At 68.5% G+C, this 17,057-nt stretch carries 18 protein-coding genes; 11 read left to right on the forward strand and 7 right to left on the reverse strand.

Going from position 1 to position 17,057, the window contains the following annotated elements; translation table 11 throughout:
• Window positions 1-41: 41 nt before the first annotated feature.
• Together dapC and fdxA are read right to left on the reverse strand one after the other, a co-directional pair.
• On the reverse strand, window positions 42-1,139 hold the full coding sequence (gene dapC / locus AMYHA_RS24965; protein WP_034275069.1) for a succinyldiaminopimelate transaminase: 1,098 nt from the start codon (window positions 1,137-1,139) through the stop codon (window positions 42-44).
• Window positions 1,139-1,498: a ferredoxin gene (gene fdxA / locus AMYHA_RS24970; protein WP_034275072.1), complete on the reverse strand. Its 360-nt coding sequence runs from the start codon at window positions 1,496-1,498 to the stop codon at window positions 1,139-1,141. The genes dapC and fdxA overlap by 1 nt, the downstream gene beginning before the upstream one ends.
• Before the next feature lie 544 nt (window positions 1,499-2,042).
• Between fdxA and cofD the strand changes: the two genes are divergently transcribed.
• The 4 genes from cofD (at window position 2,043) to AMYHA_RS24990 (ending at window position 5,365) form a co-directional block, all read left to right on the forward strand.
• The gene (gene cofD / locus AMYHA_RS24975; protein WP_034275074.1) at window positions 2,043-3,038 is read left to right on the forward strand and encodes a 2-phospho-L-lactate transferase; all 996 of its coding nucleotides are present in this window, start codon (window positions 2,043-2,045) and stop codon (window positions 3,036-3,038) included.
• Window positions 3,031-4,371 (forward strand): coenzyme F420-0:L-glutamate ligase, encoded by a 1,341-nt coding sequence (locus AMYHA_RS24980; protein ID WP_034275076.1) that lies wholly within the window; start codon window positions 3,031-3,033, stop codon window positions 4,369-4,371. The genes cofD and AMYHA_RS24980 overlap by 8 nt, the downstream gene beginning before the upstream one ends.
• A complete protein-coding gene (locus AMYHA_RS24985; protein WP_034275078.1) occupies window positions 4,368-4,916 on the forward strand; it encodes an NUDIX hydrolase in 549 nt (182 codons plus the stop codon). The genes AMYHA_RS24980 and AMYHA_RS24985 overlap by 4 nt, the downstream gene beginning before the upstream one ends.
• An 83-nt stretch (window positions 4,917-4,999) precedes the next feature.
• Window positions 5,000-5,365 (forward strand): GntR family transcriptional regulator, encoded by a 366-nt coding sequence (locus tag AMYHA_RS24990; RefSeq protein ID WP_034275081.1) that lies wholly within the window; start codon window positions 5,000-5,002, stop codon window positions 5,363-5,365.
• 24 nt (window positions 5,366-5,389) lie between these two features.
• Here AMYHA_RS24990 and manB read toward each other — a convergent pair whose 3' ends face one another.
• Window positions 5,390-6,463, reverse strand: a complete 1,074-nt coding sequence (manB, locus tag AMYHA_RS24995; protein ID WP_034278770.1) for a mannose-1-phosphate guanylyltransferase — start codon at window positions 6,461-6,463, stop codon at window positions 5,390-5,392.
• Between the two features lie 175 nt (window positions 6,464-6,638).
• On the opposite strand from manB, the gene AMYHA_RS25000 reads away from it, so the two are divergent.
• The gene (locus AMYHA_RS25000) at window positions 6,639-7,040 is read left to right on the forward strand and encodes a hypothetical protein (protein ID WP_034275083.1); all 402 of its coding nucleotides are present in this window, start codon (window positions 6,639-6,641) and stop codon (window positions 7,038-7,040) included.
• Window positions 7,041-7,116: 76 nt separating this feature from the next.
• Here the strand turns inward: AMYHA_RS25000 and AMYHA_RS25005 are convergent, their stop codons facing one another.
• Window positions 7,117-7,998, reverse strand: coding sequence for a glycosyltransferase family 2 protein (locus tag AMYHA_RS25005; RefSeq protein WP_034275085.1), 882 nt, complete (start codon window positions 7,996-7,998; stop codon window positions 7,117-7,119).
• Between the two features lie 67 nt (window positions 7,999-8,065).
• Window positions 8,066-9,232, reverse strand: a complete 1,167-nt coding sequence (locus AMYHA_RS25010; protein WP_034275087.1) for a glycosyltransferase family 4 protein — start codon at window positions 9,230-9,232, stop codon at window positions 8,066-8,068.
• 658 nt (window positions 9,233-9,890) lie between these two features.
• On the opposite strand from AMYHA_RS25010, the gene AMYHA_RS25015 reads away from it, so the two are divergent.
• The 6 genes from AMYHA_RS25015 (at window position 9,891) to AMYHA_RS25040 (ending at window position 15,062) form a co-directional block, all read left to right on the forward strand.
• Window positions 9,891-10,352: a hypothetical protein gene (locus AMYHA_RS25015; RefSeq protein WP_157362394.1), complete on the forward strand. Its 462-nt coding sequence runs from the start codon at window positions 9,891-9,893 to the stop codon at window positions 10,350-10,352.
• Entirely contained in the window at window positions 10,349-10,963 is a 615-nt protein-coding gene (locus AMYHA_RS25020) for a DUF3558 domain-containing protein (protein ID WP_034275091.1), read from the forward strand. Before AMYHA_RS25015 ends, AMYHA_RS25020 begins: the two co-directional genes overlap by 4 nt.
• Window positions 10,964-10,975: 12 nt before the next feature.
• Complete coding sequence (locus tag AMYHA_RS25025) at window positions 10,976-12,322, forward strand: hypothetical protein (RefSeq protein ID WP_051400283.1); 1,347 nt, start codon at window positions 10,976-10,978, stop codon at window positions 12,320-12,322.
• Between the two features lie 21 nt (window positions 12,323-12,343).
• Window positions 12,344-13,108 carry an ESX secretion-associated protein EspG gene (locus AMYHA_RS25030; RefSeq protein ID WP_084037491.1) on the forward strand — a complete coding sequence of 255 codons (765 nt, stop codon included), beginning with the start codon at window positions 12,344-12,346 and terminating at the stop codon, window positions 13,106-13,108.
• A 285-nt stretch (window positions 13,109-13,393) separates the two neighbouring features.
• Entirely contained in the window at window positions 13,394-14,476 is a 1,083-nt protein-coding gene (locus AMYHA_RS25035; protein ID WP_034275095.1) for a glycosyltransferase family 4 protein, read from the forward strand.
• Window positions 14,477-14,630: 154 nt separating this feature from the next.
• Entirely contained in the window at window positions 14,631-15,062 is a 432-nt protein-coding gene (locus AMYHA_RS25040; protein ID WP_034275097.1) for an LppU/SCO3897 family protein, read from the forward strand.
• A gap of 82 nt (window positions 15,063-15,144) precedes the next feature.
• Here AMYHA_RS25040 and rfbD read toward each other — a convergent pair whose 3' ends face one another.
• Window positions 15,145-16,047, reverse strand: coding sequence for a dTDP-4-dehydrorhamnose reductase (rfbD, locus tag AMYHA_RS25045; RefSeq protein WP_034275100.1), 903 nt, complete (start codon window positions 16,045-16,047; stop codon window positions 15,145-15,147).
• Between the two features lie 2 nt (window positions 16,048-16,049).
• Window positions 16,050-17,027, reverse strand: a complete 978-nt coding sequence (gene rfbB / locus AMYHA_RS25050) for a dTDP-glucose 4,6-dehydratase (RefSeq protein ID WP_034275103.1) — start codon at window positions 17,025-17,027, stop codon at window positions 16,050-16,052.
• Between the last annotated feature and the right edge of the window lie 30 nt (window positions 17,028-17,057).

The following is a 17,057-nucleotide window of genomic DNA, read 5'->3' on the forward strand; positions in this document are numbered from 1 at the left end:
TGCACCGAGCGGTCGCGTACCTGAGTGGGAGGTAGTCCGCCTCAGGCATCCAGCCGGGTGGCGGCCTCGCGTACCCGCTCGTCGGTCGCAGTGAGCCCGACGCGCACGTGCTTGCCACCAGCGGGGCCGTAGAACGTACCCGGCGCGACCAGAATGCCCCGTTCGGCGAACCAGTCGACGGTCTGCCAGGCGTCCTCGTCACGAGTCACCCACAGGTACAGTCCCGCTTCGGAGTGGTCGATGCGGAATCCCGCCGACTGCAACACCTTGCGCAGCGTGTCCCGCCGCGCCGCGTACTTCCCCTGCTGCGCGGCGAGTGCGTCGTCGGCGCCGAGCGCGGCCGTCATCGCGGCCTGCACCGGGCGCGGCACGATCAGCCCCGCGTGTTTGCGCACCGCGAGCAAGTCGGCGACCAGCCTCGGGTCGCCGGTGACGAACCCGGCGCGGTATCCGGCCAGGTTGGCGGACTTCGACAGCGAGTGCACCGCGAGCAGCCCATCCAGGCTGCCGCCGTTGACGTCGGGGTGCAGTACCGACACCGGCTCGCTATCCCAGCCGAGGGCGAGGTAGCACTCGTCCGAGGCGACGACGGTGCCGCGCTCGCGCGCCCACTCGACGACTTTGCGCAGGTGCTCGACGCCGAGCACCCGTCCGGTCGGGTTGGACGGCGAGTTCAGCCAGAGCAGCGCGGGCCGTTCCGGGCCAAGCTGGGTGAGGCTGTCCGCCCTGCGGACCTCGCCACCGGCGAGCAGCGCACCCACCTCGTAGGTGGGGTACGCCAGTTCGGGGATGACGACGACATCGCCGTCACCGAGGCCGAGCAGCCGCGGCAGCAGCGCGACCAGTTCCTTGGAGCCGACCGTCGGCAGCACGGCATCCGGCTCGATTTCCGCCGCACCGTGCCTGCGCACCAGGGCGTCACGGATAGCGGCGCGCAGTTCGGGCGTGCCGTGCGTCGCCGGGTAGCCGGGGACCTCCGCGACCGAGGCCAGCGCCTGCTGGATCTCGGGCGCGACGGGGTCGACCGGCGTTCCAACGGACAAGTCGACGATCCCGCCTGGGTGGGAACGCGCTTTGTCGCCGTAGGGCGTCAGCGAGTCCCACGGAAAGTCAGGCAGCGCGCTCCGCGCGCGGGCCATCAGCCTTCTTCGCCCATCGGGGGCAGGTCCTTGATCCACTGCGGGTCGGCAGGGACCTTACCCACCTTGGCGGCGCCACCGGGCGAGCCGAGCGGGCCCTCGCCATTGACGTCGATCTCGAAGAAGTCGACGTTGGCCTTGGTGTAGTTGGTTGGCTCGTTCGCCCACTCGTCCGGGACGTCGTCCTCGTAGAAGATGGCTTCGACCGGGCAGACCGGCTCACACGCACCACAGTCCACGCACTCGTCGGGGTGGATGTAGAGCATGCGCTCGCCCTCGTAGATGCAGTCAACGGGGCATTCGTCGATGCACGCCTTGTCGAGAAGGTCGACGCAGGGCTCGGCGATCACGTAGGTCACTGCGCTCTCCTGAGATGTCCTCTTAGCTGTGGTGGCTACCCCGCACAGTACGCCGAACGTACCGGCGAGGGATCGTGAGGCCACCCTTATTCCACGCGATGAGACATCCGTAGCGGGGTTGATGTGGCGAACGACGCATTTACTTGCGGCCGACGAGGCGAATGACGCTCTCCCTGCGCCCGCAGGTTGTCACGGCCGATCCCGCCTCCGCTGAGTTGATCACCGTCCCTGCCCGTAGGCCCATGAGTGTCGGACAAAACGGGCACGATCTGGTTCTGCGAGCAGGGTCGGTGATCAACTTACCGCTGCGCCGCACCCGTGACAGCTGTCACACAGCCGTCGCCGTCGTGGTGGCGATTGTGCGCCGACACCGATCCGCCGGACGCCGCGCAACAGCACCACCGGCACCGGTACTGGGTGCCCGCCGACGTGGGGTGAATGACGCTTTCACCGCACTGGGCGCGGGGAAAGCGTCATTCGCCGCGGTCAACGCAGACAAGGCGTCGTGCGGCGTGCAAGCAGGCACATGGGAGAATCAGGACTCGTGAAGGTAGTTGTGCTCGCGGGCGGTGTCGGCGGCGCCCGGTTCCTGCTCGGTGTCAAGGCCGCACTGGGTATGCCGGCCATTGGCGCGGCCCCCGACGACAGCGCCCACGACGTCACCGCGCTGGTCAACACCGCGGACGACGTCTGGCTGCACGGGCTGCGGATCTGCCCCGACCTCGACACCTGCATGTACACCCTCGGCGGCGGCATCGACACCGAGCGCGGCTGGGGTCATGCGAACGAGACGTGGACCGTCTCCGAGGAACTCAAGGCCTACGGCGCGGATCCGACGTGGTTCGGGCTCGGCGACAAGGACATCGCCACCCACCTGATCCGATCCAGGATGCTGCGCGCGGGCTACCCGCTGTCGGCGGTCACCGAGGCGCTGTGCCACCGCTGGCAACCGGGCGTCACGCTGCTGCCGATGAGCGACGACCGGGTGGAGACGCACGTCGTCGTCGACGACCCGGACGAGCCCGCGCAGCAGAAGGCGCTGCACTTCCAAGAGTGGTGGGTGCGCTACCGCGCCGGGCTCCCGGCGCACTCGATCGTGCCGATCGGCGCGGACGAGGCGAAGCCGGCTCCTGGCGTGACGGAGGCGCTCGCCGAGGCGGACGTCGTGCTGATCGCGCCGTCGAACCCGGTGGTCTCGGTGGGCACGGTGCTAGCCGTTCCTGGTATCAAACCTGCGCTGCAAGCGACGAAGGCCAAGGTCGTCGGGGTGTCGCCGATCATCGGCGATCGGCCGTTGCGCGGGATGGCCGACGCATGCCTGTCCGCGATCGGCGTCGAGACCACGGCCGAGGCCGTCGGCAGGCACTACGGCGCGCGCAAGGCCGACGGCATTCTGGACGGCTGGCTGATCGCGGCCGGTGAGTCCGCCGATGTGCCTGGGATCGACGTGATGGACGTCCCCCTGCTGATGTCCGATGTGGATGCCACGGTCGCGATGGTGCGGGCGGCATTCGAACTGGCGGGAACGAGCGTTGACTGACCACGCCGCGCCCAGGGTAGACATCCGCGCCGTCGACGGGCTCCCCGCTTTCCACGAGGGCGACGACCTCGCCGTCGCGATCGCCGACGCCGCACCGTGGCTGACGTCTGGCGACGTCGTCGTGGTGACGTCGAAGATCGTGTCCAAGGTGGAGGGCAGGATCCGGCGCGTGCCCACCGACGAGGCCGCGCGGGATGCCGCGCGACGCCGGTACGTCGACGAGGAGTCGGTACGGGTGCTCGCGAAGATACATGCGACGTTGATCACGGAGAACCGGCTCGGCATCGTGCAGGCGGCGTCCGGGGTGGACGCGTCGAACGTCGCTGGCGACCAGATCGCGCTGCTGCCGGAAGACCCGGACACCTCGGCCGCCGCGCTGCGGGCCGGGTTGCGTGACCGGCTCGGCGTCGACGTTGCCGTGGTCATCACCGACACCATGGGCCGCGCATGGCGCATCGGGCAGACCGATGCCGCGATCGGCGCGAGCGGCCTGCGAGTGCTGCACTCCTACGCGGGCGAGGTGGACTCCGAGGGCAATGAGCTCGAGGTGACCGAGGTGGCCGTCGCGGACGAGATCGCGGCGGCGGCGGACCTGGTCAAAGGCAAGCTCGGCGGCACACCCGTCGCCGTGATCCGAGGACTGACCGTCGATGCTGACGGCTCGCGGGCGCGGGACCTGATCCGGCCGATCGAGGAGGACCTGTTCCGGCTCGGCACCGCCGAAGCCATCGCGCAGGGGCGGTCGGAAGCCGTGCTGCTGCGCCGGTCGGTGCGCGCGTTCAGCGACGAGCCGGTGGACGCCGATGCACTACGTCGAGCCGTCGGTGTCGCGCTCACCGCGCCAGCGCCGCACCACACCAAGCCGGTGCGGTTCGTGTGGCTGCGCGAGGCGGCCCGGCGCAAGGACCTGCTGGAAGCGATGCGGCAGGCGTGGCGCGCCGACCTGGCCGACGACGGACTCTCCCCTCAGCGGATCGAACGCAGGGTGCGGCGCGGGCAGTTGCTGTTCGACGCGCCCGAGCTAGTGGTGCCCTTTCTGGTAGCCGACGGCGCGCACGACTACCCGGATCAGCGCCGTCGCGAGTCCGAGCGCACGATGTTCACGGTCGCTGGCGGGGCCGCGGTGCAGGGGCTGCTTGTCGCGCTCGCCGCGGAAGGGCTCGGCTCCTGCTGGGTTGGCTCGACGATCTTCGCACCCAACGTCGTCCGCGAGACACTGGATCTACCGGGCGACTGGCAGCCGCTCGGCGCGATCGCCATCGGACACCCGGCGGACGGTACCCTCGCGCCCCGCCCGCCGCGCGAGCTGGGAGAGGGACTGACGGAACTGTGAGCCTGCACGCCGAGGCCACCGACACGCTCAGCGCGTGGCGACCGTCCACGCTGGAACAGGAGTCGCTGCGCCAGGCGTACCTGTCCTATCTAGACGCTCGGGCTGATGCCTGTGAGCGCGCCTGCGCGCCAGGGCACCTGACGGCGTCCGCGCTGGTACTGGACAGCGCGGAACGACATGTCTTGCTGACACTCCACCCCAGGATCGGCCGCTGGCTGCAACTCGGGGGGCACTGCGAGCCAGCGGACGTCTCACTGCGTGCGGCCGCACTGCGAGAGGCCACCGAGGAGTCCGGAATGGATGGTCTGTGCATCGACCCGCTTCCGGTGCACCTTGACGTCCACCCAGTGACCTGCTCGCTCGGCGTCCCGACGCGACACTTCGACGTCCGGTTCGTGGTCCGGGCGCCTGCTGGGGCGGAACCGGTACGCAGCGAAGAGTCAGACGACCTGCGCTGGTGGCCGATCGACGCGCTACCCGAAGGCAGTGATGATCTCGTGCCGCTGATCGCCGCGGTCCACTCCCAGTACGAACCGCAACGATGAACTGGCCCCGTCGTTAGCCCAGACGTGTTAATGGCCCCCTGCCTTGCATTCACCATCGGCGACGAGCGCGGCATACTCGACCAATGATCGTCAGCATCGATACGGGATCTCGACTGTCACCGTACGAGCAGGTGCGATCACAAGTCGCCGAGCAGATCAACGCAGGCGACTTGCCCGTGGGGAGCAAACTGCCAACGGTACGCAACCTGGCAACCCACCTCGGGATCGCACCGAACACCGTCGCGCGGGCATATCGGGAGCTCGAAGCGGCCGGTTTGCTCGAAACCAAGGGCCGCGCGGGCACGTTCGTCGCGGCGGGCAGCGACAAGACCCGGCGCAGGGCCGCGTCCGCGGCCAAGGCCTACGCCAGAACCGTCACCGGCCTCGGTATCAGCGATGACGAAGCGCTCGCGATCGTGCGTGCGGCGCTGACCGCCGAAACCCGGTAACAAGCCAGGGCTAACGACGGACCGCTAGGCGTCCGTGGAGAACCGCACCCCACCGTCCGGGAGCACGACGCCGGGCCAGAGCCGGGCGCCGTCGAGCAGTTCGCAGCCAGCGCCAACCTGGACGTCGTCGCCGAGGACGACGCCGCGCAGGACCGTGCCAGCGCCGACGCGAGCGTTGCGGCCAACGACGGAGTCCTCGACCACCGCGTCGCGCTCGATCCGGGCGCCGTCGAAGACAACCGACCCTGACACCCGCGCGCCAGCCTCGACCGACGCCGACACGCCGACGGACGTGCCACCGTCCACACTGGCCTCCGGCGAAACCGACGTCCCGCCGAGTACCAGCCGTTCGCCTGGCTCGCCTGGCAGCGCGTGCGTCGGTGCGATGCCTCGCACCAGGTCGGCCGATCCCCGCACGAACGCGGCGGGCGTGCCGACGTCGAGCCAGTAGGACGAGTCGACGAACCCGTGCAGCGTCGCGCCGGACTCCAGTAGCCCTGGGAACGTCTCGCGCTCCACCGACACCGGTCTGCCAGCGGGAATAGACTCGATGACGTCGCGGCGGAAGACGTAGCAGCCCGCGTTGACCTGGTCGGTCGGCGGGTTCGGCGTCTTCTCGAGGAACGCCGTCACTCGCCCGGACGCGTCGGTGGGCACGGAGCCGAACCGGCTCGGGTCGGCAACCTTGACTAGGTGCAGCGTGACGTCGGCGTCGGCGTCAGTGTGCGCATTCAGCAGCGCGGCTGGGTCGGTGCCGGACAGGATGTCGCCGTTGAACACCACGGCGTGCTCGCCGCGCAGCCGGTCAGCGACGTTGCGGATGGCCCCAGCGGTGTCGAGCGGTTCGGTCTCGACGACGTACTCCATCTCCAACCCGAGCTGGGAACCGTCACCGAAGTACTCGGCGAACACCTCTGCCTGATAGGACGTCCCTAGGACGACATGGCGCATACCGGCAGCCCTGATGCGCGAGAGCAGATGCGTGAGGAACGGCACGCCAGCCGTGGGTAGCATGGGCTTCGGTGCGGTCAGCGTCAGTGGCCGCAGCCTCGTCCCTTTCCCACCGACAAGGACGATCGCATCCGCGTTGGCAGTCATGCGCTGCTCAGATCGAGACTCCGGCATGGTCCACATACTCTCATTCGTCCGGCTCACTCCACATGGATGGGCGACAGACCGCGTGACTACCTGACGTCACGCGCCACGAAGGCATACCCTGGACGGTGCACGGGCGAAAAGGGAATGTGGCCCGGTGAGACCGGGGAGGTCGGAGATGGATCCTCTCGACAGGGCGGATGCGCTGCTGTCACGAGCACAAGCGCGCGGGACGTTCGTCGTAACACCGAACAGCGCCGTCTCACCGATGGACGCGTCGAGTACCGTGCAGATACCCCGCACCATGGTCACCAGTGCCGAGGACGACATAGACCCGGACGCCACCACCGTGCTGTCCGACGAGCAGATCCGTGAGAACGACGAGCGCAGGCACCCGCGCGCGGAGCGCGACAGGGCGCGGCAGCCACCGCATGCCCGGGGCGCCGGTCACCGGTACGGCACCCTCGAAGAGCAGGCGCAACGCGAGGCGGACGAGGTGGAGACCGAGGAGATCACCGGCCTCATCCCGACGACGACACAGCGGAGGAAGTCGAACCTCTCCCGCCGCCTGGACGGCTAACGCCAGGCGGCGGCGCTGTCTGACCTGAGCACCTACGCCACGCTGGACTGGACGCCGAGCCGCGACTGGTGCCGTTTCAGGAGTCCCACCGGGTCGCCAGCTTCAGCCGCAGCGTGAGGCCGAGGCGAATCACCCCGAGCATCGGCTTGGCGGCGAGGCTGGTGTAGCGGTCGGCAAGGTAGCGGTACGCGCTGTCGTGGTGTACCGCGAGCATCCGCGCCGACTCCTTGCCGGTGGCATGCCCCTGGATGTGCATGACGGCAGCGGAAGGCACGTAGACGTTCTGCCAGCCTGCCCTGCCGAGCCGGTCGCCGAGGTCGACGTCCTCGAAGTACATGAAGTAGCGCTGGTCGAAGCCGTCGACGCCATCGAACGCCGCCCTACGCAGCAGCAGGCACGAGCCGGACAGCCACTCGGCCGTGCGCTCGGTCGGTGTGCCGGATTCCTGCCGGTACGCGCGGGTCCAAGGATTGCGCGGCCAGACCTTGCCGAACAGCGCGTGACCGATGCCTCTGCCGATCGACGGCAGCAGGCGCGCGGACGGATAGACGGTGCCATCCGGCTCCTTGATCAGCGGCCCGAGCGAGCCAGCCTCCGGCCAGCGCTCGGCGGCCTCGAGCAGCGTGTCCAGCGCGCCCGGCTCCCACTCCAGGTCGGGATTGCAGACGACGACCCAGCCCACGCTGTCGTCCAGCTCGGCGACGCCGACGTTGGCGCCGCTGCCGTAGCCGAGGTTGCCGCCGGTGGCCACCAACCGGACGCCATCGCGCTCGGCGGCCTTCTCCGGGGCGCCGTCGGTGGAACCGTTGTCGGCGAGGATCACCCGCACCGAGCGAGTGGTGGCCTTGGCCAGCGTGTCAAGGAACCGTTCGAGCGTCTCGCCCGGTGAGTAGGTGACGGTCACGACGGCGAGCTCGTCGCCGTAGGTCCGCTGCTGTGACGTCGATCGCGTGGGCACGATGCTTATTGTGCCCGTTCCGTCACCCGGCGAGAGGGCGGGGCATGACCCGGCGTCGCGGCACGGCTCACTCCCGCGCCCGCACGGTCTGCCTGCTGACCTCGTAGCCCTCGACGTGCAGCTGCCACATCGCCTCGGCGGCGCTGCGCCACGTGAACTCCGCTGCCCGACGACGCCCGGCGGCCGCGAGCTGTGCGGACCAAAGCGGGTCGCCGAGCAGGTCGCGCAGCGCGTCGGACAGGGCGGTCACGTCGCCGCGCTGAACGGTCACCCCGGCCCGGCCCGCGACCTCGACCAGCGCGGGCGCGTCGGAATGCACCACGGGCACGCCAGCCGCCATCGCCTCAAGCACTGGCAGCCCGAAACCTTCGGCGTGGCTGGGCGCGGCGAGCACGGCTGACCTCCGCATGACCTCGGCCAGTTCGAGATCGGACAGCTTGTCGAACACCCGGACCACGTCCGGTGCCAACCCGTGCTCGGCCGCCAGCGCCGCCGGGTCCATGCCAGCCTTCGCCTGTTGGCCGACGAGCAGCAGGTGTGGCGCGAACATGGTGTTCTGGTGCAGTTGGGCCACGGCTTCGATCAGGACGTCGAGGCCCTTGCGCGGTTCGAGGGTGCCGACGGCCAGCACGTACCGGTCCGGCAGGTTGAGGTGGGAGACGTCGACGCGGACCTGCGCGTCCTCGGCCGCGTTGAACACCTGGGCGACACCGTGCGAGATGACGCGCACCGAGCTGGTGCCTGGCACGTAGCGGCGCAGGTCGTCCGCGACGGACTGAGTGGGCACCACGACGACGTCCGCCCGCCGCATCGCCCTCGCCACCATCGAGCGGTGCCAGTTCGCGCCGCGCGGGGTCAGGGTGTGCGGGTGGGTCCACGGCACGGTGTCGTGCACCGTGACGGCGAGTGTGCCCTTGGCGTACTTGCCGGCGACGGGCTTGCGCGGCGGAGCGAATGGCGTCGGAGCGTGCACGGCATCACCGCCAGGCCAGTACGGGACGCCCGCCTGCCAGGCGGCGAGCAGCGCCTTGCGCGGCATCGGCAGCACACGGGGTCCGTTGACGCCCTCGATCATGGCCGGCCGGACGTCGGAACGTCGGCACACGACGCTGGTAACGACCCAGTCGTCGGGCGCGGTCGTCGCGAGGGCGCGCAGCAGCTCACCGGTGTAGCGCCCAGTTCCGCCTGGCACTGGCGCGAAGAGTTGATCCGCGAGAACGACGAGCTCAGGCACGCTTCCATTGTGCTGGTCGTGCCAAGAGCCTCGCTGTCGCGAGTCGCGATCATCACTCGGTGTATCGGGCGGTGTCGCGGCGCGTGTGCGGATGCTGTGGTGCACGTCTCGCGTCCACATCGGATGGCGGTGGCGCGGCGTGTTCCCGGGGCTTGTCTGGGTTGACTGTCAGCTCGGCGATGGCACCCCGCGCAAGATCGCTCACCTGACGGAAACGCCCTGTACGCTGCGGAAACATCGATGGCTACTGGTTGCGCTCGTTGCGGTCGACGTCGCCGTCGGCAGATCCCCGATTACGCCGTCTGCAGTTGGCAGATGACGTCGATGGCCGGGCTGGGTCGCGGTGGGCTGGCCAGCCGTGATGGCCGTGCGGTCGGCCCCGTGCAGGCTCCCCCGCGCCCGCCGAGCGGCGGCAGAGTGCCCGAACAAGCCCCCGGATTCGACCCGAATGGAGTAACGCGACCGGGCGACGCCACAGCGCGCGGCGGCGTGCTAGCGGCACAGGAAGCCATCACCATCAACATGCGCACGGCAAATCGACGCTCCGGGTGGTGTGGACTACCCGAGCAGCCTACGACCTCCACCGATACGCTGACACGTCGTACCGCGCTCGGTATCGTGTTGAGCGGTGCGGACCTGTCAAGTTCAGGGGGAGATCATGGCTGGTGAAGACGAGAACCGCCTCGACTACGAGAGCCCGAATGAGAAGGCTCTCGAGACAGTGGCAGGTTTTGTGCCCCACGTCAGGCTTGCCCAGCGGCTGTACGACAAGCTCTCGGCTCCCAGCGGCGTGGACAGTGGCAAATTCGAGTTCAGCGTCGAAGAGATGAAACAACTCAAGAAGGAGTTCGAGGCGGAGCGAGACGCCTTCGAGCGCATCGCCAGAAAAAACGACCAGGCCGCAGTACAGCTACAGCCGATGGCCAATGACCCGGCGAGCAAAATGCACTACGAAGCGGCGAAGGATCATTACGAGAAAACATTCGCTCAGGCGATTGAAGATCAGTACTCCTATGCGAATGCGTACTGTTATGCCATTGAAAAAGCCATTCTCACCAAAGAACACGGGGAGCAGGCGGCCGAAGAAATGATGCGTGATAGGGAACGAGGTCTGGAGTGAAACTGTCCACCGTGTCCGCTGCCGTGGCGGCAACGGCGTTGCTGCTCGCGGGATGCAGCAACGGCGAAGCTGGCGAGCCAACGTCGAACGGCGAAACCCAGCCAACTGTCGATGTCGGCCCGAGAACGACGACGCCGCAGGTATCAGCACCACAGGTGACAGACCCGATCGAAAACCTCGACAAATACAACGAGGATCCCTGTGCCATGCTCACCACGCAGCAGGCCAAGAAGATCGGTTACGCCGCTGACATTCGGCGACCACCCGACCAGGACAACGGCCCTGAATGCGAGTGGCGCGGCAAGGATTCGAGCAATTTCACCATTGTATTGCTGAACAAACAGCCGCTCGGCATCACGGGGGTCTACCAGAACAAGTCAGACTTGGGGTACTTCGAACCCGTCGATATCAACGGTTACCCCGGCGTGTTTGGCGGTGCCATCGACAATCGCGACAACGGGGCGTGTGCGTTGAGCGTGGGCGTGACCGACGAGCAAGTCATCAACGTTGGCGGGCGTTTCCACCTCGGTTCGCCAGACCGAGACCGCCCATGTGAAGTCATGAAGCAGGCCGCCGAAATGGCGTTGAAGACCATGAGTTCGGTGAGATAGTGGGGGCACACCATGGGCTACACGGCGCAGCAAATCGCTGACATGCTCCAAGGGGGCAGCGGCCCCACGAGCTACCACGACTCAAGCGCTACGTCCCGCGACCTGGTCAAGGACTACAAAGAGCGGCAGATAAGCTTCGCCAGGCTAGTGGGCAGGCTTGAAACCGCCTGGGTCGGCGAGTCCGGTGACGCTGCTCGAGGCGCCGTGAAGCCGCTCTCGGACGCCTCCGAGGTCTCGTCCGAGAACCAGAACAACGTGTCCATGCAAATGGACACCCAGGGCGAGTCATTCAACACGGTCAAAAATACCGCTGGCACCGGACCTGGCGAGAAGCCGGAGTCGACCTTCGCGTCGGACTGGGCCCCGATCCTCACCGACCGCGATGAGGAGATCGAGAACTGGAATGCCAGGGCGCAGGAGATCGTCGACGCCTACAACACCTACTACAACGGCACGAAGCAGAACGCGGGCGTCTTCCCGTCCAGCTACGGCACGCTGACCGGCGACCCCACGGCCATCGACTTCAACGTCAGCTCATCGGGCGGCACAGGAACCGGTGGTGGCGGCACTACGGGACCGTCCGTCGGCTCCCCCACGGCATCCGGTGGTGGCGGCGCCTGGACCGCGCCGTCCAGCGGCGGAACGACCGCGCCCACGACCGGCTCGCCCGGCAGCTACGGAAACACCGGCACGGGTCCGGGCAGCTACGCGAGCGGCGGCGGCACGACATCGACCGGCCTGCCGCCCGGCGCCACCCGCCTGCCGGACGGGTCGGTCCGCATGCCGGACGGCAGCATCCACTATCCCGACGGGTCCATCCGCTACCCGGATGGCCGGCTGCGCAGGCCAGACGGCAGCATCGTCATGCCGGACGGGACAGTCATCCCACCAGGACACACCTCGACGGCTGGCCTCTCCGGCCCCGGCAGCGGCGGCTACGGCGGTGAGTTCGGACCGCACGGCAGCGGGGCCGTCTCCGGTGGCGCTGTCGCTGGCGGCGGCTTCGCGGGCGCGGGTGCCGGTGCTGGCGCTGCGGGCGGCTACGGCCCTGGCGGGCCCGGCGGCGCTGGCAGGACGAGCGGCGCGGCGCCGTTCGGTCCCGGCGGCAGCGGAGCCTCCCAGGCCGCGGCGGGCAAGGCAGGCGCCGGATTCGGCCCACGCGGCGGGATGGGCGGCATGATGGGCGGAGGTGCCGCCGGTCGCGGTCAAGGTAGCGGCGAGGACGAAGAGCACAAGGACCGCTACTACATCAAGCAGGAGATGGACTCCGGCCTTGAAGTCGAACACGACGAGCAGGGTGAGAAGCTCATCGATGACCAAACCGGTAACCTCGTCGTCCGCCCGGTGATCGGCGAGTAGAGCACAAGGGGCATAACGACCGTGCTGCTCCCACAAGACGTGTGGTTGACGTCGTCGGCGCTGGATTTCCTCGCGTCGCGGCAGGGGCTCACCCTGCCCGCCACGCTGCGTCCGGAGCCAATCTGGCGCGACGAGAACGAACTGGCCGAGCTGTCCGACGCGGCACACGCCGAACTCGCTCGCCAGAACCTGCTCGACAGGGGCGCGCCCAGCATCGAAGTCGTCATCGCGTTGCGCGCGCTGTGCGCGGGCGAGCAAGAGTGCTTCGCCTACATCGGCACCGAGGAGAAGTCCTGGCGCGCGCACACCGGCGTCAGCGGCTCCGACGCCGTCTACGCCGAATACACCGAGGGCAGCGACCAAGTCGTACTGCATGACGTCGCTCCGGACCACTTGCCGCACGCGATCGTCGACGCGATTGGCGAGTGCCAGCCCGCAACCGAGCGCACCATCACCTGCGCGGTCAGCGACCTCACCGCACCCACGTCAGGCATCGCGGTCGAGCGCACCGTGCCGCGCGAAGCCAAGCGGATGAATGCACTGCACGACCCCGAGCAGCGGCTACGGGAAGCGAAGCTGATGGTCGCGGTCAGGGACCGAAACGGTCGCCGTCACACCAATGGCCGCCGCGCGCCCGTCGTCCTCGATGTCCAGCCCGGCGCCCGCTGGATCACCTACCTGACCGGCTCCCCCGACGCCCCGTACCTCAACGCGCGGGGCGCGGACCGAGCCGTGATCGTCGAGCGGATCGAGCAGGAGCTCTCGGCGTTGGCCGAGCAGCACTGAGTGGCCCGAGCAGCCACAACAAACCCTCCTGAACCGGCATAACGGCACAACGGCAGCCTCAATCCCCACCGCATTGCCCTGGCGGACTACTCTCAGGGCTCGTGGCGACAAGGGCTCAGGCGAAGGAGGACTGCCTAGTGCCAACGGGGGACCCGTTCATCTCGGTGATCGTGGTCAACTACGTAGGTGCTGACGATGCGATCACGTGCCCGCGGTCTTACGCGGACCCCCTCGACCGCTCCCGTGCACACCGCAGGCAGGCAAGGATGGTGAGGGGAGGCAACCGTGGCTGACCGGCCGCTTCGCGTACTGTTCGACGGCACGCCGCTGTTGGGTGAGCGCACCGGTGTCGGGCGTTACACGGCGTCGCTTTCCGAAGAACTCGCGTCCATGCCCGAGGTGGACACCCGATCGGTCGCCTTCACGCTGCGTGGCTGGCGCAAGCTCCGCCACGTCCTGCCGCACGGGGTGCGGGCGCGCGGCATGCCTGTCTCCGCGCGGGCACTACGCGCGGCCTGGCTTCGCGGCCGCTTCCCACCGGTCGAGCTGTTCGCGGGACGCACCGACGTCGTCCACGGCACCAACTTCGTGCTGCCTGGTACCGCACGGGCCGCTGGTGTGCTGACCATCCACGACCTCACGTTCCTCGACGCCCCCGATGAGCTCGCGCCGAGCGACGTCCGGCTGCCCGAGCTGACGCGGGTCAGTGCGCAGCGCGCCGATGCCATCTGCACGCCGACCGCTGCCGTTGCCGACCGCGTGGCCGAACGGCTTGACGTCGACCGCGAGAAGATCATGGTGACGCCGCTGGGGGTCGATCCGGCGTGGTTCACCGCTCTCCCACCCAACAACGACCTGCGCTCGAAGTTCGGCCTGCCTAGCGAATACCTGCTGTTCGTCGGGGCTTCCGGGCCGCGCAAGGGGCTGGAGTGGCTGGCCCGCGCGCACGAGCTCAACCCGGACCTGCCGCCACTGGTGTTTATCGGACCAGGCCCGTTCCTGGTCAACGACCGCTCCCAGCACGCTGGGTATGTCTCGGACGTCGACCTGCGGCACGTCGTCGCCGGGGCGAGCGCGCTGGTGCTGCCGTCGCGCGACGAGGGCTTCGGGTTGCCGGTGCTCGAGGCGATGGCCTGCGACGTCCCCGTGGTGTGCACCGACGTTCCCTCGCTGCGCGAGGTCGCGGGCGGGTTCGCGGAGCTGGTGCCGTTCGGTGACGTCGAGGCGCTGGCGGTGGGCATGGCCACCGCAGTTGGTGACTCCCATGCGGCATCCATCTCGCAGGCCCGCCGCGCCCACGCCGCGAGCTTCACCTGGCGCCGCTGCGCGGAGCTGACGGTGGACGCGTACCGGTTCGCGCGGGGGTGAAGGGAGTTACGAAGGACTGCTTACGTGCGTCAGACACACGAGGACGTCCTTCGTAGCCGCGCATCGATAGATAAGTCCGGTTTGCGTGAATCCTGACTTATAGTTGCTCGCAACGTGACCCACAATGGTGGGGACAACCCGTCAGGGAGCGACGATGACCAACCCACCCGAGGGCGAACCAGCGGAGCACACCCCGTACTCCCCGCCCCGTCAGCCAGCACGCACCAAGAGCACAACGAAAACGCTCGCGATCATGGTGGCGGTCGTGCTCGGGATAGCCGCGCTCGGCCTTGCGGCGTTGTTCATCTACACCCGCTTCTTCACCCTCACCGGCGCCGAGGTGGGCGACTGCCTCGCGGGCGACATCAACAAGCCGTACTCCATCGCGATCACCGACTGCGGCACGCCGGACGCTACCTACCAGGTCGTTGGCAGGGTCGAGGACAAGACCATGGCGGAGTTCGAAAGCAAGGAAGGCAAGAAGGCGTGCGCCCCCTTCAAGGATGCGGAGTTCCTCTACTTCGAGGGCTTCGGCGACGACGCGGAGGCGTCCGGCGCGATCCTGTGTCTCACGCGAGCGAGCTGACCCGCTGTGGATCATGCGACGTTCCGGCGAACCATATCGCCACGACGCATCAAGATCCACCGGCCCGAAGCGACGTCCGCGCTCACACCTCGGCGCGCTGCGCCGCCATGAACGCTGTCAGGCCCTCACGCCAGTCGCGGAGCGGAGTCAGGCCCGCCGCACGCCACGAGGCGTTGGAGAGAACGCCGTAGGCGGGCCGAGCGGCTGGACGCGGAAACTCCGCCGTCGTGCACGGCTGCACCCGCTCCGGGTCGGCGCCCAATTCCTCGAACACCGCCCGGGCTAGCCCGTACCAGGTCGTCTCGCCGCCCCCGGTGCAGTGCAACGCCTGCGGTTCCGGCGCACGGCCGTCCACGATCGCGCCTGCCAGCTCGAGTAGTCCGTCCGCCAGGTCGGATGTCCAGGTTGGCGAGCCGTGCTGGTCGTTGACGACGGACAGCGTGTCGCGCTCGGCCTCCAGCCGCATCATCGTGTTGACGAAGTTCTTCCCGCCAGCGCCATACACCCACGCGGTACGGACCACCCACGCCCGCGCGCCGGACGCGAGCACCGCCGCCTCCCCCGCGGCCTTGGTACGGCCGTACGCGCTGCGCGGCGAGAGCGCGTCGTCCGGCTCGTACGGCCGGTCGGTCTCGCCGGAGAAGACGTAGTCCGTGGAAAGGTGCACCAGCGGCACCTTCGTCGTCGCACACGCCGCCGCGAGCCCGCGCGGCCCGTCGGCGTTGACAGCGAACGCCCGCTGCTCGTCAGTCTCGGCGTCGTCCACGGCGGTGTAGGCCGCCGCGTTGATCACCATCGGCTGGTGGCCCTCGTCCTTCGCCAGTGCGGCGAGTTCCCGCACGGCGGCGATCACCTGTCCGGCCTGCGTGACGTCGAGGTCACCAGAGCCAGGCGCGCGGACAACAGCGCCCGCCTCGCTGGCGCGCCGCGCGATATCACCCCCCAGCTGGCCACTACCTCCGGGTACGAGCAACGCCAACGCCATAATCAAGCCTCGTTCTTCAGCGGTTCCCACCAGTCACGGTGTTCGGTATACCAGCGCACAGTCTCGGCGAGTCCGTCGTCGAACGCCACCCGCGGCCGGTACCCAAGTTCGGTACTGATCTTGGTGATGTCCACCGAGTAACGCCGATCGTGACCCTTGCGGTCCTCGACGGGAGTGACCATGTCCCAGTCCGCGCCGACGGCGGCGAGCAGGCGTGTGGTGAGTTCCTTGTTGCTCAGTTCGGTGCCGCCGCCGATGTTGTAGATCTCGCCCGGCCTGCCGTCGTCCGCTACGAGCTGGATGCCCCGGCAGTGGTCGTCGACGTGCAGCCAATCCCGCACGTTCAGCCCATCGCCGTACAGCGGAACCGGTTTGCCGTCGAGCAGGTTCGTTACGAACAGCGGGATGACCTTCTCCGGGTACTGGTACGGGCCATAGTTGTTGGAGCACCGCGTGATACACACCGGCAGCTCATACGTGCGGTAAAACGAGCGCGCGATCAGGTCCGAGGATGCTTTGGACGCCGAGTAGGGCGAGTTCGGCTCAAGCGGGTGGTCCTCTGGCCACGAGCCGTCCGCGATCGAGCCATATACCTCGTCGGTGGACACGTGCACGAACTTGCCGACCTCGGCGTCGAGCGCGGCCTGCAACAGCGTCTGCGTACCCAAGACGTTGGTGAGCACGAACTCCGACGAGCCGAGGATGGAGCGGTCGACGTGCGACTCCGCCGCGAAGTGAACCACGAGGTCGGTGCCGCGCATCAGGTCGGCGACCAGCGCGCCGTCGCGGATGTCGCCCTTGACGAAGCGGTAGCGCTCCGCGTCGGCGACCGGGGCGAGGTTAGCTTCGTTACCCGCGTAGGTGAGGTTGTCCAGCACCACGATCTCGGCGTCGGCCAGCGTGGGATACGAGCCCGACACCGCTTCCCGCACGTAGTGCGAGCCGATGAACCCGGCCCCGCCCGTCACAAGCACCCGCATGGCGCACCTCCGTTTGCCCCAGTTCGCCAC

It is taken from the genome of Haloechinothrix halophila YIM 93223, from assembly GCF_000504245.1.
Classification (GTDB): Bacteria; Actinomycetota; Actinomycetes; order Mycobacteriales; family Pseudonocardiaceae; genus Haloechinothrix_A; species Haloechinothrix_A halophila.